17 protein-coding genes are annotated in these 16,145 nt (G+C 73.5%); 6 read left to right on the forward strand and 11 right to left on the reverse strand.

The features are described from left to right. Window positions 1-66: 66 nt before the first annotated feature. Window positions 67-468 carry a hypothetical protein gene (locus V6U82_RS16150; RefSeq protein WP_334462010.1) on the reverse strand — a complete coding sequence of 134 codons (402 nt, stop codon included), beginning with the start codon at window positions 466-468 and terminating at the stop codon, window positions 67-69. Window positions 469-511: 43 nt separating this feature from the next. Here V6U82_RS16150 and V6U82_RS16155 point away from each other — a divergent pair, with 43 nt between their 5' ends. Together V6U82_RS16155 and V6U82_RS16160 are read left to right on the forward strand one after the other, a co-directional pair. Beyond that, window positions 512-1,462: a diacylglycerol/lipid kinase family protein gene (locus V6U82_RS16155; protein WP_334462011.1), complete on the forward strand. Its 951-nt coding sequence runs from the start codon at window positions 512-514 to the stop codon at window positions 1,460-1,462. 447 nt (window positions 1,463-1,909) lie between these two features. Further along, window positions 1,910-2,167: a WhiB family transcriptional regulator gene (locus tag V6U82_RS16160; protein WP_013288358.1), complete on the forward strand. Its 258-nt coding sequence runs from the start codon at window positions 1,910-1,912 to the stop codon at window positions 2,165-2,167. Window positions 2,168-2,230: 63 nt separating this feature from the next. Here V6U82_RS16160 and V6U82_RS16165 read toward each other — a convergent pair whose 3' ends face one another. From V6U82_RS16165 to V6U82_RS16180, 4 genes are read right to left on the reverse strand one after another with little or no spacing between them, the layout of a single operon-like run. Beyond that, window positions 2,231-2,980 (reverse strand): sirohydrochlorin chelatase, encoded by a 750-nt coding sequence (locus V6U82_RS16165; RefSeq protein ID WP_334462015.1) that lies wholly within the window; start codon window positions 2,978-2,980, stop codon window positions 2,231-2,233. Then, window positions 2,962-3,711: a phosphoadenylyl-sulfate reductase gene (locus tag V6U82_RS16170; RefSeq protein WP_334462017.1), complete on the reverse strand. Its 750-nt coding sequence runs from the start codon at window positions 3,709-3,711 to the stop codon at window positions 2,962-2,964. The genes V6U82_RS16165 and V6U82_RS16170 overlap by 19 nt, the downstream gene beginning before the upstream one ends. Next, the gene (locus V6U82_RS16175; protein ID WP_013288361.1) at window positions 3,708-3,866 is read right to left on the reverse strand and encodes a hypothetical protein; all 159 of its coding nucleotides are present in this window, start codon (window positions 3,864-3,866) and stop codon (window positions 3,708-3,710) included. Before V6U82_RS16175 ends, V6U82_RS16170 begins: the two co-directional genes overlap by 4 nt. Next, window positions 3,863-5,572 carry a nitrite/sulfite reductase gene (locus V6U82_RS16180; protein ID WP_334462022.1) on the reverse strand — a complete coding sequence of 570 codons (1,710 nt, stop codon included), beginning with the start codon at window positions 5,570-5,572 and terminating at the stop codon, window positions 3,863-3,865. Before V6U82_RS16180 ends, V6U82_RS16175 begins: the two co-directional genes overlap by 4 nt. A 512-nt stretch (window positions 5,573-6,084) precedes the next feature. On the opposite strand from V6U82_RS16180, the gene V6U82_RS16185 reads away from it, so the two are divergent. After that, window positions 6,085-7,944, forward strand: coding sequence for a glycosyltransferase family 39 protein (locus tag V6U82_RS16185; protein WP_334462024.1), 1,860 nt, complete (start codon window positions 6,085-6,087; stop codon window positions 7,942-7,944). Here the strand turns inward: V6U82_RS16185 and V6U82_RS16190 are convergent. Next, entirely contained in the window at window positions 7,919-9,511 is a 1,593-nt protein-coding gene (locus tag V6U82_RS16190) for a histidine kinase N-terminal domain-containing protein (RefSeq protein WP_334462026.1), read from the reverse strand. The genes V6U82_RS16185 and V6U82_RS16190 overlap by 26 nt on opposite strands. 25 nt (window positions 9,512-9,536) lie before the next feature. After that, window positions 9,537-10,565, reverse strand: coding sequence for an SIS domain-containing protein (locus V6U82_RS16195; protein ID WP_091422314.1), 1,029 nt, complete (start codon window positions 10,563-10,565; stop codon window positions 9,537-9,539). Window positions 10,566-10,748: 183 nt separating this feature from the next. Between V6U82_RS16195 and V6U82_RS16200 the strand changes: the two genes are divergently transcribed. Continuing rightward, window positions 10,749-12,350, forward strand: coding sequence for a tetratricopeptide repeat protein (locus tag V6U82_RS16200; protein WP_334462028.1), 1,602 nt, complete (start codon window positions 10,749-10,751; stop codon window positions 12,348-12,350). Between the two features lie 69 nt (window positions 12,351-12,419). On the opposite strand, the gene V6U82_RS16205 is transcribed toward V6U82_RS16200, so the two are convergent. Continuing rightward, the gene (locus V6U82_RS16205) at window positions 12,420-14,012 is read right to left on the reverse strand and encodes an MDR family MFS transporter (RefSeq protein WP_334462030.1); all 1,593 of its coding nucleotides are present in this window, start codon (window positions 14,010-14,012) and stop codon (window positions 12,420-12,422) included. 119 nt (window positions 14,013-14,131) lie between these two features. Between V6U82_RS16205 and V6U82_RS16210 the strand changes: the two genes are divergently transcribed. Continuing rightward, window positions 14,132-14,707, forward strand: coding sequence for a TetR/AcrR family transcriptional regulator (locus tag V6U82_RS16210; protein WP_334462032.1), 576 nt, complete (start codon window positions 14,132-14,134; stop codon window positions 14,705-14,707). A 31-nt stretch (window positions 14,708-14,738) separates the two neighbouring features. Here V6U82_RS16210 and V6U82_RS16215 read toward each other — a convergent pair whose 3' ends face one another. Continuing rightward, window positions 14,739-15,251, reverse strand: a complete 513-nt coding sequence (locus V6U82_RS16215) for a GNAT family N-acetyltransferase (protein ID WP_334462034.1) — start codon at window positions 15,249-15,251, stop codon at window positions 14,739-14,741. Further along, window positions 15,248-15,463: a biotin/lipoyl-binding carrier protein gene (locus V6U82_RS16220; protein ID WP_013288370.1), complete on the reverse strand. Its 216-nt coding sequence runs from the start codon at window positions 15,461-15,463 to the stop codon at window positions 15,248-15,250. Before V6U82_RS16220 ends, V6U82_RS16215 begins: the two co-directional genes overlap by 4 nt. Before the next feature lie 236 nt (window positions 15,464-15,699). Between V6U82_RS16220 and V6U82_RS31560 the strand changes: the two genes are divergently transcribed. Next, window positions 15,700-15,774, forward strand: coding sequence for a 50S ribosomal protein bL37 (locus V6U82_RS31560; RefSeq protein ID WP_369752275.1), 75 nt, complete (start codon window positions 15,700-15,702; stop codon window positions 15,772-15,774). An 81-nt stretch (window positions 15,775-15,855) separates the two neighbouring features. Here V6U82_RS31560 and rsrA read toward each other — a convergent pair whose 3' ends face one another. Continuing rightward, window positions 15,856-16,143, reverse strand: coding sequence for a mycothiol system anti-sigma-R factor (gene rsrA, locus V6U82_RS16225; RefSeq protein WP_013288372.1), 288 nt, complete (start codon window positions 16,141-16,143; stop codon window positions 15,856-15,858). Window positions 16,144-16,145: the final 2 nt, after the last annotated feature.

Consider the following 16,145-nt stretch of genomic DNA (forward strand, 5'->3'; position numbering starts at 1 on the left):
GGCCCGGCGGCGCCCGCGCCGGGTCGCGCGCTCAGCGGGCCGACGGTGTCCGGGCCGGGCCTGCGCTCAGCGGGCCGGCTCGCCGAAGCCCAGCGCGCGGTTCGTCGGACCGCTCACCAGCAACCCGACCATGCCGATCCCGAGCGCCATCAGCGGCACCCCGAGCCACCCCATGCCGCCCTCGATCATGAACCAGCCGACCGGCAGCAGCATGAGCTGGAGGACGATGGCCGGCGCGCGGGCCCCGGCTCGGCGGCGGGACAGCGCGCCGCCGAGCGCCCAGAGCGCCACCGCGCCTCCGACGGCGAAGACGGTCACCAGGAGTGCCGAGGTCAGGTCCGTCGTGTCGGCGGTGAGGTCGGACCAGATGAGCCACACCGCGATCAGCCCCAGCGCCACCGCCTGGGCACGTAGCAGGAGCACCGCGGCGCGCAGCGTGCCGGGGAGCGGGTCGGAGTCGATCGTCACGGGCGCCACGATACCGGTGGGTAGTCGCGGTACAGTGCCGCCCATGCGGGCCGTCCTGGTGGTCAATCCGAAGGCCACCACCACCAGCGAGCGCAGCCGGGACGTGCTGGTCCGGGCGTTGCGCAGTGAAGTCGACCTGTCGGTGCGGTACACCCGCCGACGGGGCCACGCCATGGACCTGGCCCGGGAGGCCGCCCAGGAGGGCGTCGACCTGGTCGTCACGCTCGGCGGCGACGGCACCGTCAACGAGGTGGTGAACGGCCTGATGGCGGCGGAGCCGCCGACGTTCCGTACCGGACCGACCCCGGCCGAGCGGCTGCCCGCGCTGGCCACCGTGCCGGGCGGTTCGACGAACGTCTTCGCCCGCGCGCTCGGGCTGCCCCGGGAGTGGCCGGACGGCACCAGCATGATCCTCGAAGGGCTGCGGCTGGGCCGGTCCCGCACGATCGGGCTGGGCCGGGCCGACGACCGCTACTTCACGTTCTGCGCCGGCTTCGGGCTGGACGCGGCGGTGATCCGCCGGGTGGAACAGGCCCGTAAGAAGGGGCGCGTCTCCACCCCGGCGCTCTACTTCCGCTCCACCGCGAGTCAGTACTTCGTCGGCTCGGACCGCCGTCACCCGTCGATCACGTTGGAGCGCCCGGGTGAGACGCCCGAGGCGGAACTGGCCACCGCGATCATCCAGAACACCGCGCCGTGGACGTACCTGGGCGACCGGGAGATCAACCCGAACCCGGAGGCGTCGTTCGACCTCGGGCTCGACGTGCTCGCGCTGCGGCGGCTGCGGGTGGCCAGCACGGCCCGTACGGCGGTGCAGTTCTTCTCCCGGCAGCCGGATCCGCACGGCAAGCAGGTGCTGCGGCTGCACGACGTGGCGGAGTTCACGCTGGTCTCGGACCGGCCGCTGCCGTTCCAGCTGGACGGGGACTACCTCGGCGAGCGGGAGAAAGTCCGATTCACATCCGTTCCGGCCGCACTGAGAGTAATCTGCTAGGTCTCGGGTATCCCAGTCGGTTGACGCGGACCCCCCGCCGCGCGGGCGCGGTGGCCGCCACGCCGAGGAAGGGTGCCGGAAATGTCAGCAACATCACGCAGACCGTACTACATTGATTATCGACTGTGGCACGCCGGGTAACCAGGGCTCTGGCAAACCCGGACAAACGGGTGGTGAGCCCGCTCACTGTTCGGAGTTTTTCCGAGCGTCACCCTTGACATCGCTGTAGTTCGTGAAAGTATTCACAAGCGAACTCGTGTTGCCGGGACATTGCCTGGATATGCTCGTTCGGTTGAGCTGTTCCAGCAGGTCCGGGCACCCTACAGCCTGCTCACGCTGCGCCGAATTGATGGATGCTGACCGTCACCATTCGGCAATGCGGACGCATATAGAAATAGCAACGAAGCGTTATCTGGCCACCCACTAAGAATGAGGAGTGTTGCCGCCATGGACTGGCGCCACGATTCGGTCTGCCGCGACGAGGACCCGGAGCTGTTCTTCCCGATCGGGACGTCCGGCCCGGCCCTCCTGCAGGTGGAGCAGGCGAAGGCCGTCTGCCGGCGCTGCCCCGTGACCGACCAGTGCCTGCAGTGGGCGCTGGAGTCCGGTCAGGACGCCGGCGTCTGGGGTGGGATGAGCGAAGAGGAGCGTCGCGCGGTGAAGCGCCGCGGCGGCCTCCGGGTGCTGCGCGCTCACTCCGCCTGACCCGTACACGCTGACCGCCCCGGCCGGGATTCCGGCCGGGGCGTTCTGCTGTCCCGGACCGGGTCAGCCCGTCACCGCCTCCACCCGTCGCCGCACCAGGTCCGCCAGCTCCGGCAGGTCGGTCAGGGGATCCGCCACCGCCACCGCGCCGGCCGACCGGGCCGACGCGCGTACCCCGTCGTGGAACCGGCCCGGGGCGAGGAAGTAGGCGGCCACCGCGACCCGGCGGGCGCCCGCCGCGCGCAGTCGCGTCACCGCGCCGCCGACCTCCGGGGGCGCGGCCGAGGCGTACGAGACGCGGCAGGGAAGGCCCAGCCCGGCGCCGAACGCCGCGGCGACCCGGCCCACCGAGGCACGCGCCGCCGGATCCCGGGTACCGGCTGCCGCCAGCACCACCGCGTCCAGCCCGCCCGGCCCGTCGCCGGTCGCCTCCGCCAGGCGGCGGCGCAGCCCGTCCAGCAGCCCGCCGTCCACCCCGCCGCCGGTCGGCCCCAGCACGTCGGTCACCCGTACCTCGATGTCCGCGCCGGCCGCCGCGACCGCCGCCGGGATGTCCACCTTCCGGTGGTACGCGGCGGTCAGCAGCAGCGGCACCAGGACCGCCCGGGAGTGACCGGCGGCGGCCAGCCCGCGCAGCACCTCGGCCGGCCCGGGATCGGTGTGGTCGAGCCAGCTCGGCAGCACCGGACGACCGGGGCACGTGTCCGCCACGGCCCGGGCCAGCGCCCGGGTCGCCTCCGCCGCGCGCGGGTCACGACTGCCGTGGGCCACCAGCACCACCGGTGGCCCGGCGCTCAGGTGTGCAGGCCGCACTCGGTCTTCTCGAACATCGCCCAGCGGCCGGACCGGGGGTCCTCCCCCGCCTTCGTCCGCCGGGTGCACGGCCAGCAGCCGATCGAGCCGTAGCCGCGGGCGAACAGCTCGTTCACCGGGATGTCGTACCGGGCCACGTAGGCGTCCACCTCCCGCTGCGTCCACGCCGCGATCGGGTTCACCTTGACCTTGCCGCGCCGCGCGTCGAAGCCCACCACCGGCGTGTTCGCCCGGGTCGGCGACTCGTCCCGGCGCAGCCCGGCGGCCCAGGCGTCGTACCCGGACAGCGCCCGTTCCAGCGGCTCCACCTTGCGCAACTGGCAGCAGTCGTCCGGGGACCTGTTGAACAGGCGCGGACCGTACTGGCCGTCCTGCTGGCCCACGGTCATCCGGGGCCGGATGGAGCGCACCCGCACCGGCATCCGCCGGGCCACCTCGTCGCGGACCCTCAGCGTCTCCGGGAAGTGCAGCCCGGTGTCCAGGAACACCACGTCGACGCCGGGCGCGACCCGGGAGACCAGGTGCGCCAGCACACCGTCGGCCATCGAGCTGGTCACGCAGAACCGTTCGCCGAACGTCTCGGCCGCCCACCGCGCGATCTCCAGCGCGGGCGCGTCCGCCAGTTCCCGGCCGGCCTCCTCGGCCAGCGCACGCAGCTCCTCCGGGTCACGGCGGGCCGGCTCGGCCGCGCCGATCAGCCCGAGGCCGGCGGCGGAGACGAGGCCGGTCACCGGGTCACCGCCCGGCTCAGCAGGCCGGTGAACTTCACCGCGAAGACCCGCGCGCAGGCGTGGCACTCCCAGGCGCCGTGCCCGGCCTCGTGCGGTCGCAGGTCCTCCTCCCCGCAGTACGGGCAGTAGAGAGGCGCAGATCGGGCATCGCTCATCGCAACTCCTCCTCGTCGACTCTGATCACCCAGTTGGCGAACGTCTCGCCCTCGGTCCGGCCGGCCAGGTAGCGGCGGGCGAGCCGTTCCACGTACTCCGGAAGCTCCTCGGCGGTGGTCTTCAGACCGCGCAGCTTGCGGCCGAAGCCGGCGGTCTGCCCCTGCGCCATGCCGAGGCCGCCGCCGAGGTGCACCTGGAAGCCCTCGACCTGCCGGCCGTCCGGGCCCACCACGAGCTGGCCCTTGAGCCCGATGTCGGCGACCTGGGTGCGGGCGCAGGCGTTCGGGCAGCCGTTGAGGTGGATGGAGATGTCCGCGTCGAAGTCGCGCAGCCGCTCCTCCAGGCGCGCGACCAGCTCCTCGCCGCGCCGCTTGGTCTCCACGATCGCGAGCTTGCAGAACTCGATGCCGGTGCAGGCCATGGTGCCGCGCCGCCAGGCCGACGGCCGGGCCTCCAGGCCGATCCCGCGCAGCGCCGCCACGAGCGAGTCGGTCCGCTCCGGCGCCACGTCCAGCACGAGCAGCTTCTGGTACGGAGTGAGCCGCACCCGGTCGCTGCCGTGCGCCTCGACCACGTCGGCGAGCTGCGCGAGCTGGGTGCCGGACACCCGGCCCACCACCGGTGCCGCGCCCACGTAGTTCGCGCCGTCGCGCTGCGGGTGCACGCCGATGTGGTCGACCGGCTTCGCCGGCAGGTCCGCGGCCGGACCGTCGAGCAGCGTGCGGCCCAGGTATTCCTTTTCCAGCACCTCCCGGAAGCGCTCCACGCCCCAGTCGGCGACCAGGAACTTCAGCCGGGCCCGGTTGCGCAGCCGGCGGTAGCCGTAGTCGCGGAAGATGCCGACCACACCGGCCCACACGTCCGGCACCTCGTGCAGCGGCACCCAGACGCCGAGCCGCTTGGCCAGCATCGGGTTGGTGGAGAGTCCGCCGCCGACCCACACGTCGAACCCGGGCCCGTGCTCCGGGTGCTCCACGCCGAGGAACGCGATGTCGTTCGCCTCGTACGGCGTGTCGACCAGCCAGGAGATCGAGGTCTTGAACTTGCGGGGCAGGTTGGAGTACGCCTTGTCGCCGACGTACCGGCGGACGATCTCGTCGATCGCCGGGGTCGGGTCGAGCACCTCGTCCCGGGCCACCCCGGCGACCGGGCTGCCCAGCACGATCCGGGGGCAGTCGCCGCACGCCTCGGTGGTCTGGAGGCCGACCGCCTCCAGCCGGCGCCAGATCTCCGGCATGTTCTCGACCCGGATCCAGTGGTACTGGATGTTCTGCCGGTCGGTGATGTCGGCGGTGTCGCGGGCGAACTCGCGGGAGATGTCCGCGATCACGCGGAGCTGGGCCAGGTTGAGCTGGCCGCCGTCCACCCGCACCCGGAGCATGAAGAACTCGTCCTCCAGCTCGTGCGGCTCCAGCACGGCGGTACGCCCGCCGTCGATGCCGGCCCGGCGCTGGGTGTAGAGGCCCCACCAGCGGAACCGGCCGCGCAGGTCCTGCGGGTCGATCGAGGCGAACCCGCGGTGGGCGTAGATGTTCTCGATCCGGTCCCGCACGTTCAGCGGGTCGTCGTCCTTCTTGATCCGCTCGTTGGGGTTGAGCGGTTCCCGGTGCCCGAGCGCCCACTGCCCCTCGCCGCGTGGCCGGCGGGGCGCACGGGCGGCAGGCGCCGGGCTGTCGGGACGGGTCGGGGTGCTGCTGACCGCCATCGCGGCGTCCTCCATCGGTCTGCTGCGGTGCCTGGAGCGCGGACGCGGCGGCCGGCCCTGGAGAGGGCCGTGGACGGCGATGTCGATGACGGCCGGCGCGAGTACGCGCCCGAGACGGAAGGGTCGGGCGTCGTCAGTGGGCCGGACAGATCGCGCTGCGCACGCGGCCGTAATCGACGTGGCGACGTGCCACGAAGCGGCGGACGACAGCGGCGGTCATGTGCCTCATGCTGCCACACCCCGCCCCGCCCGACCACAGCTCCGCCCTGTGATCCCACATCACGGGCCCCACCCGAGATCGACCCCCATCCACCCTCACCCGCCCGCCTTCCTCCCCCACCCCTCCTCCTCCCCACCCCGTTGATCATGAAGTTGGCGGAGACAAAAGGGACGGTGAATGCCGTCAACTTCATGATCGGCCGGGTCGGGGCGTGGGGCCGGGTGGGTGGGAATCGGTGGAGCGGGCGGGTGGGAAGGGCTGGGCGTGTGACGCTGCGGGGGTGAGGAGGTTCGTGCCCGCGTCAGTGCGCGCCCGGTCGGGTCCGGTGGTATGGGTGGTTCCGGGACTGCTCACGCTCGCGGTGACACTGACCGGCATCGGGCACGCCCAGCCGTGGCGGGACGAGCTGGCCACCTGGAGCGCCGCCACTCGCCCGGTACCGGACCTGGCCCGGATGACCCGCACGATCGACGCCGCGACCGGGCCGTACTACCTGCTCATGCACGGCTGGACCGCGCTGGCCGGCACGTCGCCGACCGCGCTGCGACTGCCCTCCGAGCTCGCGATGGCAGTGGCTGCCGCGCTCACCGCCCGCCTCGGCGCGATGCTCATCGGCCGTCGCGCCGGGCTGCTGGCCGGACTGCTGTTCGCGGTGTTGCCGGTCACCTCGCGGTACGGCCAGGAGGCCCGCCCGTACGCCCTCGCCACGCTGCTCGCCGTGCTGGCCACGCTGCTGCTGGTCGAGGCGCTGCGCCGGCCGACCTGGCGACGCTGGGCCGGGTACGCCCTCGCCGTCGCCGCGCTCGCGCTGCTCCACCTGATCGCGCTCACCCTGCTCGCCGCGCACGCCGTGATGGTGCTGCTGACCGCCGCACGTGGCCCCGCGGCGGTCGTCGATCCGCCCGGCCAGTCCCGAGCCGAGATGCCCGACGCGGGCCGTCCACGCCGCAGACAACCGTGGCGTTCCACCCAGCCACGAGATCGAGCGCCGGTGGAACGCCACGGAGGTCACGGCGCCCCGCAGACACCCACGGCGTTCCACCCAGCCACGAGATCGAGCGCCGGTGGAACGCCACGGGTGTCACCGCATCCCGGGACCAGGGAGCACGGCACGGACGCGCCGGAAGCGGAACGGCAGGACGTGACCGGCGAGGCTCGGGAGGCGTCGGCGCCCGGCCGACGGGTGCCGGCCGGGTGGCTGCTGGCGCTGGTGCCGGTCGTCGTGCTCGTCGCCCCACTGGCGCTGGTCGCCCGGGGGCAGCGTGGACGGCAACTCGACTGGGTGGACCCGGCGCGCCTGCCCGACCTGGCGGCACTACCGGGCGCGCTGGCGCAGAGCGGCGTCGTCGGCGGGTTCGTGCTCGCGCTCGCGGCGCTCGGCGCGGCCCGGCTGGGTCGCCGGGCGCTGCTGCCCGCCGCCGCCGTGCTGCTGCCGGTGCTGCTGGTGTTCGCCGCCGGAACGACGGTGCCGCTCTGGGTGACCCGCTACCTCGTCTTCACCGTGCCGTTCGCCTGCGTACTGGCCGGCGCCGCGCTGGCTGCCGCGCGGGTCACTCCCGCACCGGCCCGGACGCCGGGAACAGCGACGCCCGCCGAACCCGAGCGCACGGCGACACCCGCCGCAGCCGGCCGCACTGCCGCGCCCGCGGAAGCAGAGCAAGGGCCGACGTCGCCGCGCGGACGGATCGCGACGGGAATCGCGGTGGTGGTTCTGGCCGGGCTGCTCGGGCTGCCCGATCAGGCGGCACTGCGCCGTACCCACGAGTGGCCGCGCAGCGCACCGGTCGACTACGCGGGGGCGGCCGGGATCATCCGCGCCGAGCAGCGACCCGGCGACGCGATCGTCTACTCGCCCCGGGACGGGTGGCTGTTCCCGGATCTCGGCATGGCGTACCACCTGGGGCCGAGGCTGCCGCGCGACGTGCTCGTGGTCCGCGACCAGCGTCAGGACGCGAGCCTGTGGGCCGTGGAGTGCGACGACCCGGCGCGCTGCCTGGCCCGGGTGGACCGGGTGTGGCTGGTGGTCACCGGTCGGCGCGCGGACCCGCCGGCGACGGTGCCTGGCGCGAAGGGCGACGCGCTGCGTGCGGGCTACACGGTGCGGCGGGTGTGGCCGCGGCCGGGGATCACGGTGGCCCTGCTCGTCCGGTGAGGCGGTCGGTGGTGCCGCGGGCCAGCGGTACGACGATGGCCGCCTCGGTGCCGCCGTCGGCGCCGTTACGCAGGTCGATGGTGCCGCGCAGCTCGCCGGTGACCAGCGCCCGGACGATCTGGAGGCCCAGGTTGCCGCCGCGCTCGGCGTCGAACTGCTCGGGCAGTCCCCGGCCGTTGTCGGTGACGGTGACGTGCAACTGCTTGCGGGCCCGGTGCGCGGTGACCACCACCTCGGGCCGGGGCGCGGTGACCTCGGCCTCGGGCCGGGGCGCGTCCGCGGGCGCGGGGGCAGCGGTCTCCTCGTCGGCCGGCGGGAAACCGTGTTCGACGGCGTTGAGCAGCAGCTCGTTGAGCACCATCACCAGCGAGGTGGCGATCTCGGCGGGCAGGATGCCGAAGGTGCCGCGGCGGCGCATGCCCACGCTCACCTCGGTGGCCGCGACCTCGGTGGCGGCGCTGGCGACGCGGTCGACGATGCCGTCGAACTCGACCGCCTCGTCGCTGGACAGGGAGAGCGTCTCGTGCACGAGCGCGATCGAGGCGACCCGGCGTACCGATTCCTCGAGTGCCACCCGCGCCTCGGGCATGGCGACGCGCCGGGCCTGGAGGCGCAGCAGCGCGGCGACGGTCTGGAGGTTGTTCTTCACCCGGTGGTGGATCTCCCGGATGGTGGCGTCCTTGGTGATCAGGGCGCGGTCGCGGCGGCGTACCTCGGTGATGTCGCGGACCAGCACCAGCGCGCCGATCGGCACTCCGGCGGGCATCAGCGGCAGCGCCCGGGTGAGCATGGTGGCGCCGCGGGCGTCGATCTCCCGGCGGGGCGGTGCCTCGCCGCGCAGCGCGGCGAGCACGGCGTTGCCCGCGTCGGTGCCTTCGAGGGGGTCGCCGGCGAGCCGGCGGTGCAGCTTGGCCAGGTCCTCCCCGACGAGGTGGGAGGCGTAGCCGAGGCGGCGGTACGCGGACTGCGCGTTCGGGCTGGCGTAGGTGACCTTGCCGTTGGCGTCGAGCCGCACCAGACCGTCGCCGACCCGGGGCGCCGAGGTGGTCTCGCCGGGGTGCCGGGGCGGCGGGAACGTGCCGTCGGCGATCATCTGGGCGAGGTCGTCGGCGGTGGTCAGGTAGTTCAGTTCGAGCTGGCTGGGGGTGCGGGCGGTGGACAGGTTGGTGTCCCGACCCACCACGGCGATCACCTCGCCGGCTTCACCGTCGCCGGTGCGCAGCCGGACCGGGATCGCCTCGTGGCGGGCCGGGACGTCGCCGTACCAGACCGGGTCGCCCTCGCGCCAGATCCGTCCCTGCCGGTGGGCCACCTCCAGGTGGGCCACCTCGGCCCCGCCGACGATGCGCCCGACCTGGTCGTCCAGGTAGGCGGTCGGCGCGGTGGTGGGACGGACCTGGGCCACGCAGAGGAACGTGCCGTCACCGTCCACCGGCACCCAGAGCAGCAGGTCGGCGAAGGACAGGTCGGACAGCAGCTGCCAGTCGCCGGCGATCCGGTGCAGGTGGTCGATGTCGGCCGGTCGGAGCGCGGTGTGCTCCTCGGCGAGGTCACGGAGGGTGGACACGCCCCACAGCGTGCCACGCCGGGCCTCACATCGTCGCCGTGACCTTCTTCAAGCCGCGCGGCGCGTCCGGGTCCTCGCCCCGGGCCAGCGCCAGGGACAGCGCGAGCCGTTGCAGCGGCAGGATGTCGAGCAGCGGCGCGTACCGCTCGTCGACCTCGGGCACCGCCATCCGGGTCTCGCCGACCTCGGCGGAGCCGACCACCACCACGTCGGCGCGGCGCTCGCCGAGCCGGGGCAGCACCTCGCGCATGGACGTGCCGCCGGGGCCGGAGCCGACCACGGCGAGCACCGGGACGTCCGGGTCGGTCATGGCGAGCGGGCCGTGCAGCAGGTCGGCGCCGGAGAAGGCGAGCGCCGGCAGGTACGAGGTCTCCATCAGCTTCAGCGCCGCCTCCCGGGCAGTCGGGTACGCGTAGCCCCGGCCGGTGGTGACGAGCTGGGCGGCGAACCGGTAGCGCGGGGCGAGCCGGGCCGGGGTGTCGTCGGCGAGCGTCTGCGCGGCCAGCTCGGGCAGGCGGCTCAGGGCGGCTCGCTCCTCGGCGGGCAGCACGCCGTCGCCGGCGCGTACCCCCTCGATGAGCATGAGCAGCGCGAGCAGCTCGGCGGTGTAGGTCTTGGTGGCGGCGACCGCGCGCTCGTGTCCGGCGGCGATGTCGACGCTCAGCTCGGCGGTCTCCACCAGCGGCGAGCCGGGGTTGTTGGTCACGGCGAGGGTGAGCGCGCCGGAGGCGCGGGCGACCCGCAGCACCTCGGCGAGGTCGGGCGAGCCGCCGCTCTGGCTGACGCCGACGACCAGCGCGTCGGACAGGTCGGGCCGGGCGCCGAAGACGGTGATCGCGCTGGGGGAGGCCAGCCCGGCGGGCAGTCCGAGGCGGATCTCGGTCAGGTAGGCCGCGTAGAGCGCGGCGTGGTCGGAGGTGCCCCGGGCGGTGAAGACGACGTGCCGGGGGCGGCGTTCGGCGACGACGGCCGCCACCTCGGCGATGGCCGCCGCGTGCTCGGTGGAGAGCAGGCGCTCGTAACCGGCCGGCTGCTCGTCGATGTCGGCGGCCATACCGGCCCCTGGACGCGTCACTCCAGAACCTCCTTCTGCGCGTTTCCCGCGCGTTCGATGCTCAGTCTTGCACGTTTGAGCGGCTCCAATCAACGCAACGAGCAGGAGTGCGCAGTGGATCACTAATCGACGGAAGATCCCCTAGGCTTGCCCGGCTGACCGACCGACCGGCGAGAGGACGACGTGCCCGAGGACGACGCCGCGCTCTCCGCGGAGGAGGAACTCGCGCTGGCCCGGCTGGCACTGGGCGAGGGCGACCTGCGGCACGCCGCCGACCACGTGGCCGCCGCGCTGGTCCGCTCCCCCACGCTTCCCGAGGCGCACGAGACGCTCGCCCGGCTCAACGCGGCGAGCGGCGGGGACCTGGACCTCTTCCCGCTCGGCCAGCAGGCGTTCGTCGGCGCCGTGGTGGCCCGCGCGCACCTGCTCGCCGCCGCCGGCCGCCCCGCCGAAGGGCTCGACCTGCTCGCCGCCGCCACCGGCTACGCGCCCGCCGCGCCCTGGGCCGCCGTACCCTGGGTGACCGCCGCCGACCTGCCGGAACGCCTCGATCCCGAGCGCACCGCCCGGATCCTCATGCAGGTCTGCGCGGCGGCGCCGGACCCCGCGCCGCGCCGGCTGCGCGAGCCGCTCGCGCCGTACCTCACGCTGGCCCGCAACGCGATCACCGTCCATCCGGCCCATCCGCTGCTGCTGGGCGCGGCGTCCGCGCTGGCCCGGCGCCTCGGCGAGGTCACCCTCGCCGTCACCTGGGCCACCCGGGGGGTACGCGCACAGCCCACCAAACTCGGCGAGGTGTGGCTCGGGTACGCGTACCGCAGCGCCGGCCGGACCGCCGAAGCGCTCGCCGCACTGGAACGCGCTGTCGCGCTCGACCCCGACGACCTCGCGGTCTACGCCGACATCGCCGGCACGCTGGCCGACCACGGCCGGCTCGACGCGGCGCTGGGCTGGGCCGACCGGGCGCTGGCGAAGGATCCGGCGTTCGACTGCGCCGTGCACACCGCGCACCGGCTGCGCTACCTGCGCGACGGGAACGTGGACCACCTGGTGGCGCTCGCCGACTTCGTCCGCGACCACCCGGACGACACGCACGAGCACGGTGACCTCGCCGAGTGCTGCCGGGGCCGCCCCTGGCTCGGGCAGGTGACCCCGGCGGGCGACGACGCCCCGGCCCCGGACGGTCCCGCCCCCTCGACCGAGGCGGTACGGCGGCTCCAGCAGCTCGCGCACCCGGCCTGGGCGCACCCGCCGGCCGCGTACGACGCCGCGGTCGGGCTGGCCACACTGGACCTCGCCGACCTGCTCGCCCTGCTGGCACACCCGCCGGAGGCGCCGGCGACCGCGCTGGGCCGGGTGCTCGGCGGGCAGGATCCGGCACTGTGGACGCGCTGCGCGCAGGTCTGGGCCTGCCTCGGCCTGCTGCACCACCGCACCGACGAGCCGTGGGAGCGGTCGACCCGGCGGCGGGTGCTCGGGGAACTTGCCGCCGGCGATCTCGGCCCGGCCGCCGAGGCGGCACTGTTCGCCCTGGTCACCGCCGCCTGGGTGCACCCGGACACCCGCGCCGACGTGGCCGCGCTGGTGGCCGGGCGGATCGCCGAGGTGGCGGCCGGGCCGATCCGGCGCACCCCGATCGCGGTGTCACTGGCGTACCTGGCGCGGGCCACCCCGGCGCTCGACGCGGCGACACGCGCCGCTGCCGGGCGGCTGGTCGCCGACGCCGAGGGCGGTCCGCTGCGGCGTCTCTGGCGACGCCTCACCGCCTTGTTCCGCCGCGGCTGACCGCGCAGCGGCGGACGCGGCGCGGCCCCGCGTACCCCTTCTGGGCGCCGGCGGGGCCGCGACGGTGCGTCAGGCGACGGGGGCCTTGCCGAGCGCGGCCTCGGCCTGGTCCTCCGGTGTGGCGCCGGCCGGCGGCACGTCGTTCGTCGCGCGCAGCGGCACCTCCTTGATGAACCAGGCGAGCACCGGTACGGCCACTGTGAACAGGACGGCCCAGAAGAAGACGTGCGAGATGGCGTCGGAGAGGCCGCCGAGCACCGCCTCGCGCATCGGGCCGGTGAGCTTCTTGAGGGCCTCCAGGTCCATCGCGCCGCCCTCGCCGCCGCCCGAGCCCGCGAACGCCGGACCGGCCGCCGAGTCGGCCAGACGGCTGGCGAAGATCGCCCCGAAGAGGGAGACGCCGAAGGAGCCGCCGATGGACCGGAAGAAGGTGGCCGCGCCGCTGGCCGCGCCGAGGTCCTTCTGTTCCACGCTGTTCTGCGCGATCAGCATCGAGGTCTGCATGAGGAAGCCCATGCCGACGCCGAGCACGATCATGTAGAGCGAGGACTGCGTCTTGCTGGTGTCCACGTCCAGCAGGCTGAGCAGGCCCATCCCGGCGGCCATCACCACGCCGCCGACGATCGGGAAGACGCGGTAGCGGCCGGTCTTGGTGATGGTCCGGCCGACCACGAGCGACACCACGAGCATGCCGAACATCAGCGGGAGCAGCAGCAGGCCGCTGTTGGTGGCCGACGCGCCCTGGACGGTCTGCTGGTAGAGCGGCAGGAAGTTCATCGCGCCGAACATGGCGAAGCCGAGCAGGAAACCTATCACCGAGATCAGCGCGAAGTTGCGGTTGGTGAACAGGCTCAGCGGCAGGATCGGCTCCGGCACGCGGCGCTCGACCAGCGCGAACGCGCCGAGCGCGAGCACCGCCAGCACGGCCAGGCCGAGGATCTGCGGCGAGACCCAGTCGTACTCGTTGCCGCCCCACGTGGTCACCAGCACGATCGCGGTGATGCCGACGGACAGCAGCGCCGCGCCCAGCCAGTCGATCTTGTGCTCGGTGCGGTACTTCGGCAGGTGCATGGTGGTGGCGAGGACCAGCAGCGCCGCGCCGCCCAGCGGCAGGTTGACGTAGAACGCCCAGCGCCAGGAGAGGTGGTCGGTGATGAAGCCGCCGACGAGCGGCCCGGCGACCATGGCGATGGCCATGATGCCGGCGATCATGCCCTGGTAGCGGCCCCGCTCACGCGGCGGGACCAGGTCACCGATGATCGCCATGACGCCGACCATCAGGCCACCCGCGCCGAGGCCCTGGACGGCCCGGAACGCGATCAGCTCGATCATGCCGGTGTCGGTGCCGCCGAAGACGCCGGAGCCGGACATGCCGCAGAGCGCGGAGCCGACCAGGAACACGACCACGGCGGTGAGGAAGACCGTCTTGCGGCCGTAGAGGTCGCCGAGCTTGCCCCAGATCGGCGTGGATACCGTCGTGCCGAGCACGTACGCGGTGACCACCCAGGTGAAGTGGTCGGCGCCGCCGAACTCGAAGACGATCCGCGGCAGCGCGGTGCTGACGATCATGTTGTCGAGCATCGCGAGCATCATCGCGATCATCAGGCCGAACAGGACGACCCGGACATTGGGTCTCGTGGTCACCTGGGCTGGTTGACTCATCGGTAGGCTCCCCCGCAGATCGGATGATCGACTTACTTGCCGCCCGGCTAGTTTGCTTACTAGCCGGACGGTAAGCTGATGACGGACGCACGTCAAGCGGATTGGAAGGATGTCGGCCGGTGAGGGAGACCACAGGTGGCACGCGGGAGCGGATCCAGGCCGTCGCCTTGGAACTCTTCACCGAGCAGGGCTACGAGAAGACGTCGCTGCGGGAGATCGCCGAGCGGCTGGGCGTGACCAAGGCGGCGCTCTACTACCACTTCAAGAGCAAGGACGAGATCGTCACCAGCCTGGTCGACGACCGGCTGCGCCGGATGGACGAGCTGATCGCCTGGGCCGCCGACCAGCCGCCCACCCTGGCGACCCGGCGCGCCCTGATCAGCCGGTACGCCGACAGCATGTTCGCCGGCGACCTGCCCCAGGTGATGCGCTTCTTCGAGCAGAACCAGACGGTGCTCAAGAGCCTGGTCGCCGGCCAGCAGATGCGGGAGCGGATGATGCGGCTGGCCCACGAGCTGTGCCGGGGAGACGACTCACCCGCCGCACAGCTCCGCGCCGCGCTCACGCTGTTCGCGGTGCACAGCAGCTGGTTCGCGGTACGCGCGCCGGGCATCACCGACGACGAGCGCAAGCGGATCGCACTTCAGGTGGCCGACGAGCTGCTCGCCAAGATCGGCGAGACCGAGCCGGGCTGAGGCGCACCGCCTCAGCCCGCCGCGACCGGACTCAGCCCGCCACGGTCAGATCCAGCCGCAGGCCGCGCAGGTCGATCCCGGGCAGCGGCGTCCAGTCCTTCTCCGGGTACCTGACGAAACCGAGCCGCTCGTACAGGCGGTGTGCGCTCGCCGCCATCCCGGCGCGTACGCAGATCACCACAGCCGTGCAGCCCAGCTCCGCCGCGCGCGCCACACACGCCGTCGCGAGCGCGGCGCCGGCGCCCCGGCCCTGGGCGGCCGGATCCACAGCGAGCATCCGGAACTCGGCCTCGCCCGGGCCGGCGAGTTCGGCGTACGGGGTGCCGGGCAACACGAACGTCACCGCGCCGAGCACCTGGCCCGTGACGTCGTCGACGGCCACCAGCACCTCGCCGGTCTCCGCGCGGGTGGCCACGTCGGCGAGCACCGGCGCGTACCCGGTCTCGTCCTTGAGCTGGCCGTCCGCCTCGTACGCGGCGACGGTCAGCCGGGCCACGACCGGGAAGTCCGCCGGCTCGGCGCGGCGTACCCGCAGGCCGGTCAACCGATCTCCGCGATCAGGTCGCCGTCCTGCACCACGTCACCCTCGTTGACCGCCAGCTTCTGCACCACGCCGTCGGACTCGGCGACCACCGGGATCTCCATCTTCATCGACTCCAGGATGACGAGGGTGTCGCCCTCGGACACCGTGTCGCCGGCCGACACGACGACCTTCCAGACGTTCGCCACCATCTCGGCGCGGATCTCCTCGGCCATCTCCGGCCCTCCCTCTCCCCGACAGCTCCCCGACAATCCTGCGAACGGTATCCAATCATGACGCCGGTCACGCCGGGCCGCGCACCACCGCCGCGCGATCCGCCCCACCGCACTCCGGCGGGCGGCGGCGGCACTAGCATCGTGCGGGTCGGCCACCGGCGAGCCGGGGAGCCACACCGCGACCTCCGCCGCGCCCAGCCGCGGACGGAACCGTGACCAGCACAAGGAGGCAGAGCATGGCGAAGAAGGCCCGCAAGAAGAAGGCCCGTAAGAAGAGCAGCGCCAACCACGGCAAGCGCCCCAACTCCTGATCATCCGATCAGCGCGGCGCAGGCGCCGGACAGCGAAACGGCCCGGGGTCCGTCATCGGACCCGGGCCGTTTCGTCGCTTGTCAGTCGGCCAGTTCGCGCGACTCGGTGCTCTCGAAGACCACCAGTTCGGTCAGCCGCAGGCGCAGCCGCTCCCGCAGCTTCTCCGGGGCCGCCTCGTTGCCGCAGCACCGGGCCACGAGCGCCTTGACCTCCTGCTCGATGCCGTACTCGCGCAGGCACGGCCCGCACTCGTCCAGGTGGTGCCGGATCAGCACCCGGCGCTCCTCGGCGCACTCCAGGTCGAGGTAGAGGTAGACCTCGGCGAGCACCTCGCGGCAGTCCGTCTCGTGCGGTTGTCCACAGCTCACGG

It is taken from the genome of Micromonospora sp. CPCC 205554, assembly GCF_036902745.1.
Classification (GTDB): domain Bacteria; phylum Actinomycetota; class Actinomycetes; order Mycobacteriales; family Micromonosporaceae; genus Micromonospora; species Micromonospora tulbaghiae.

Excerpts from the sequence above, each read along its gene's own strand:
- V6U82_RS16155 (WP_334462011.1), top strand. The coding sequence starts at position 512 with ATGCGGGCCGTCCTGGTGGTCAATCCGAAGGCCACCACCACCAGCGAG.
- V6U82_RS16160 (WP_013288358.1), top strand. The coding sequence starts at position 1,910 with ATGGACTGGCGCCACGATTCGGTCTGCCGCGACGAGGACCCGGAGCTG.
- V6U82_RS16175 (WP_013288361.1), bottom strand. The coding sequence starts at position 3,866 with ATGAGCGATGCCCGATCTGCGCCTCTCTACTGCCCGTACTGCGGGGAG.
- V6U82_RS16180 (WP_334462022.1), bottom strand. The coding sequence starts at position 5,572 with ATGGCGGTCAGCAGCACCCCGACCCGTCCCGACAGCCCGGCGCCTGCC.
- V6U82_RS16195 (WP_091422314.1), bottom strand. The coding sequence starts at position 10,565 with ATGGCCGCCGACATCGACGAGCAGCCGGCCGGTTACGAGCGCCTGCTC.
- V6U82_RS16205 (WP_334462030.1), bottom strand. The coding sequence starts at position 14,012 with ATGAGTCAACCAGCCCAGGTGACCACGAGACCCAATGTCCGGGTCGTC.
- V6U82_RS16220 (WP_013288370.1), bottom strand. The coding sequence starts at position 15,463 with ATGGCCGAGGAGATCCGCGCCGAGATGGTGGCGAACGTCTGGAAGGTC.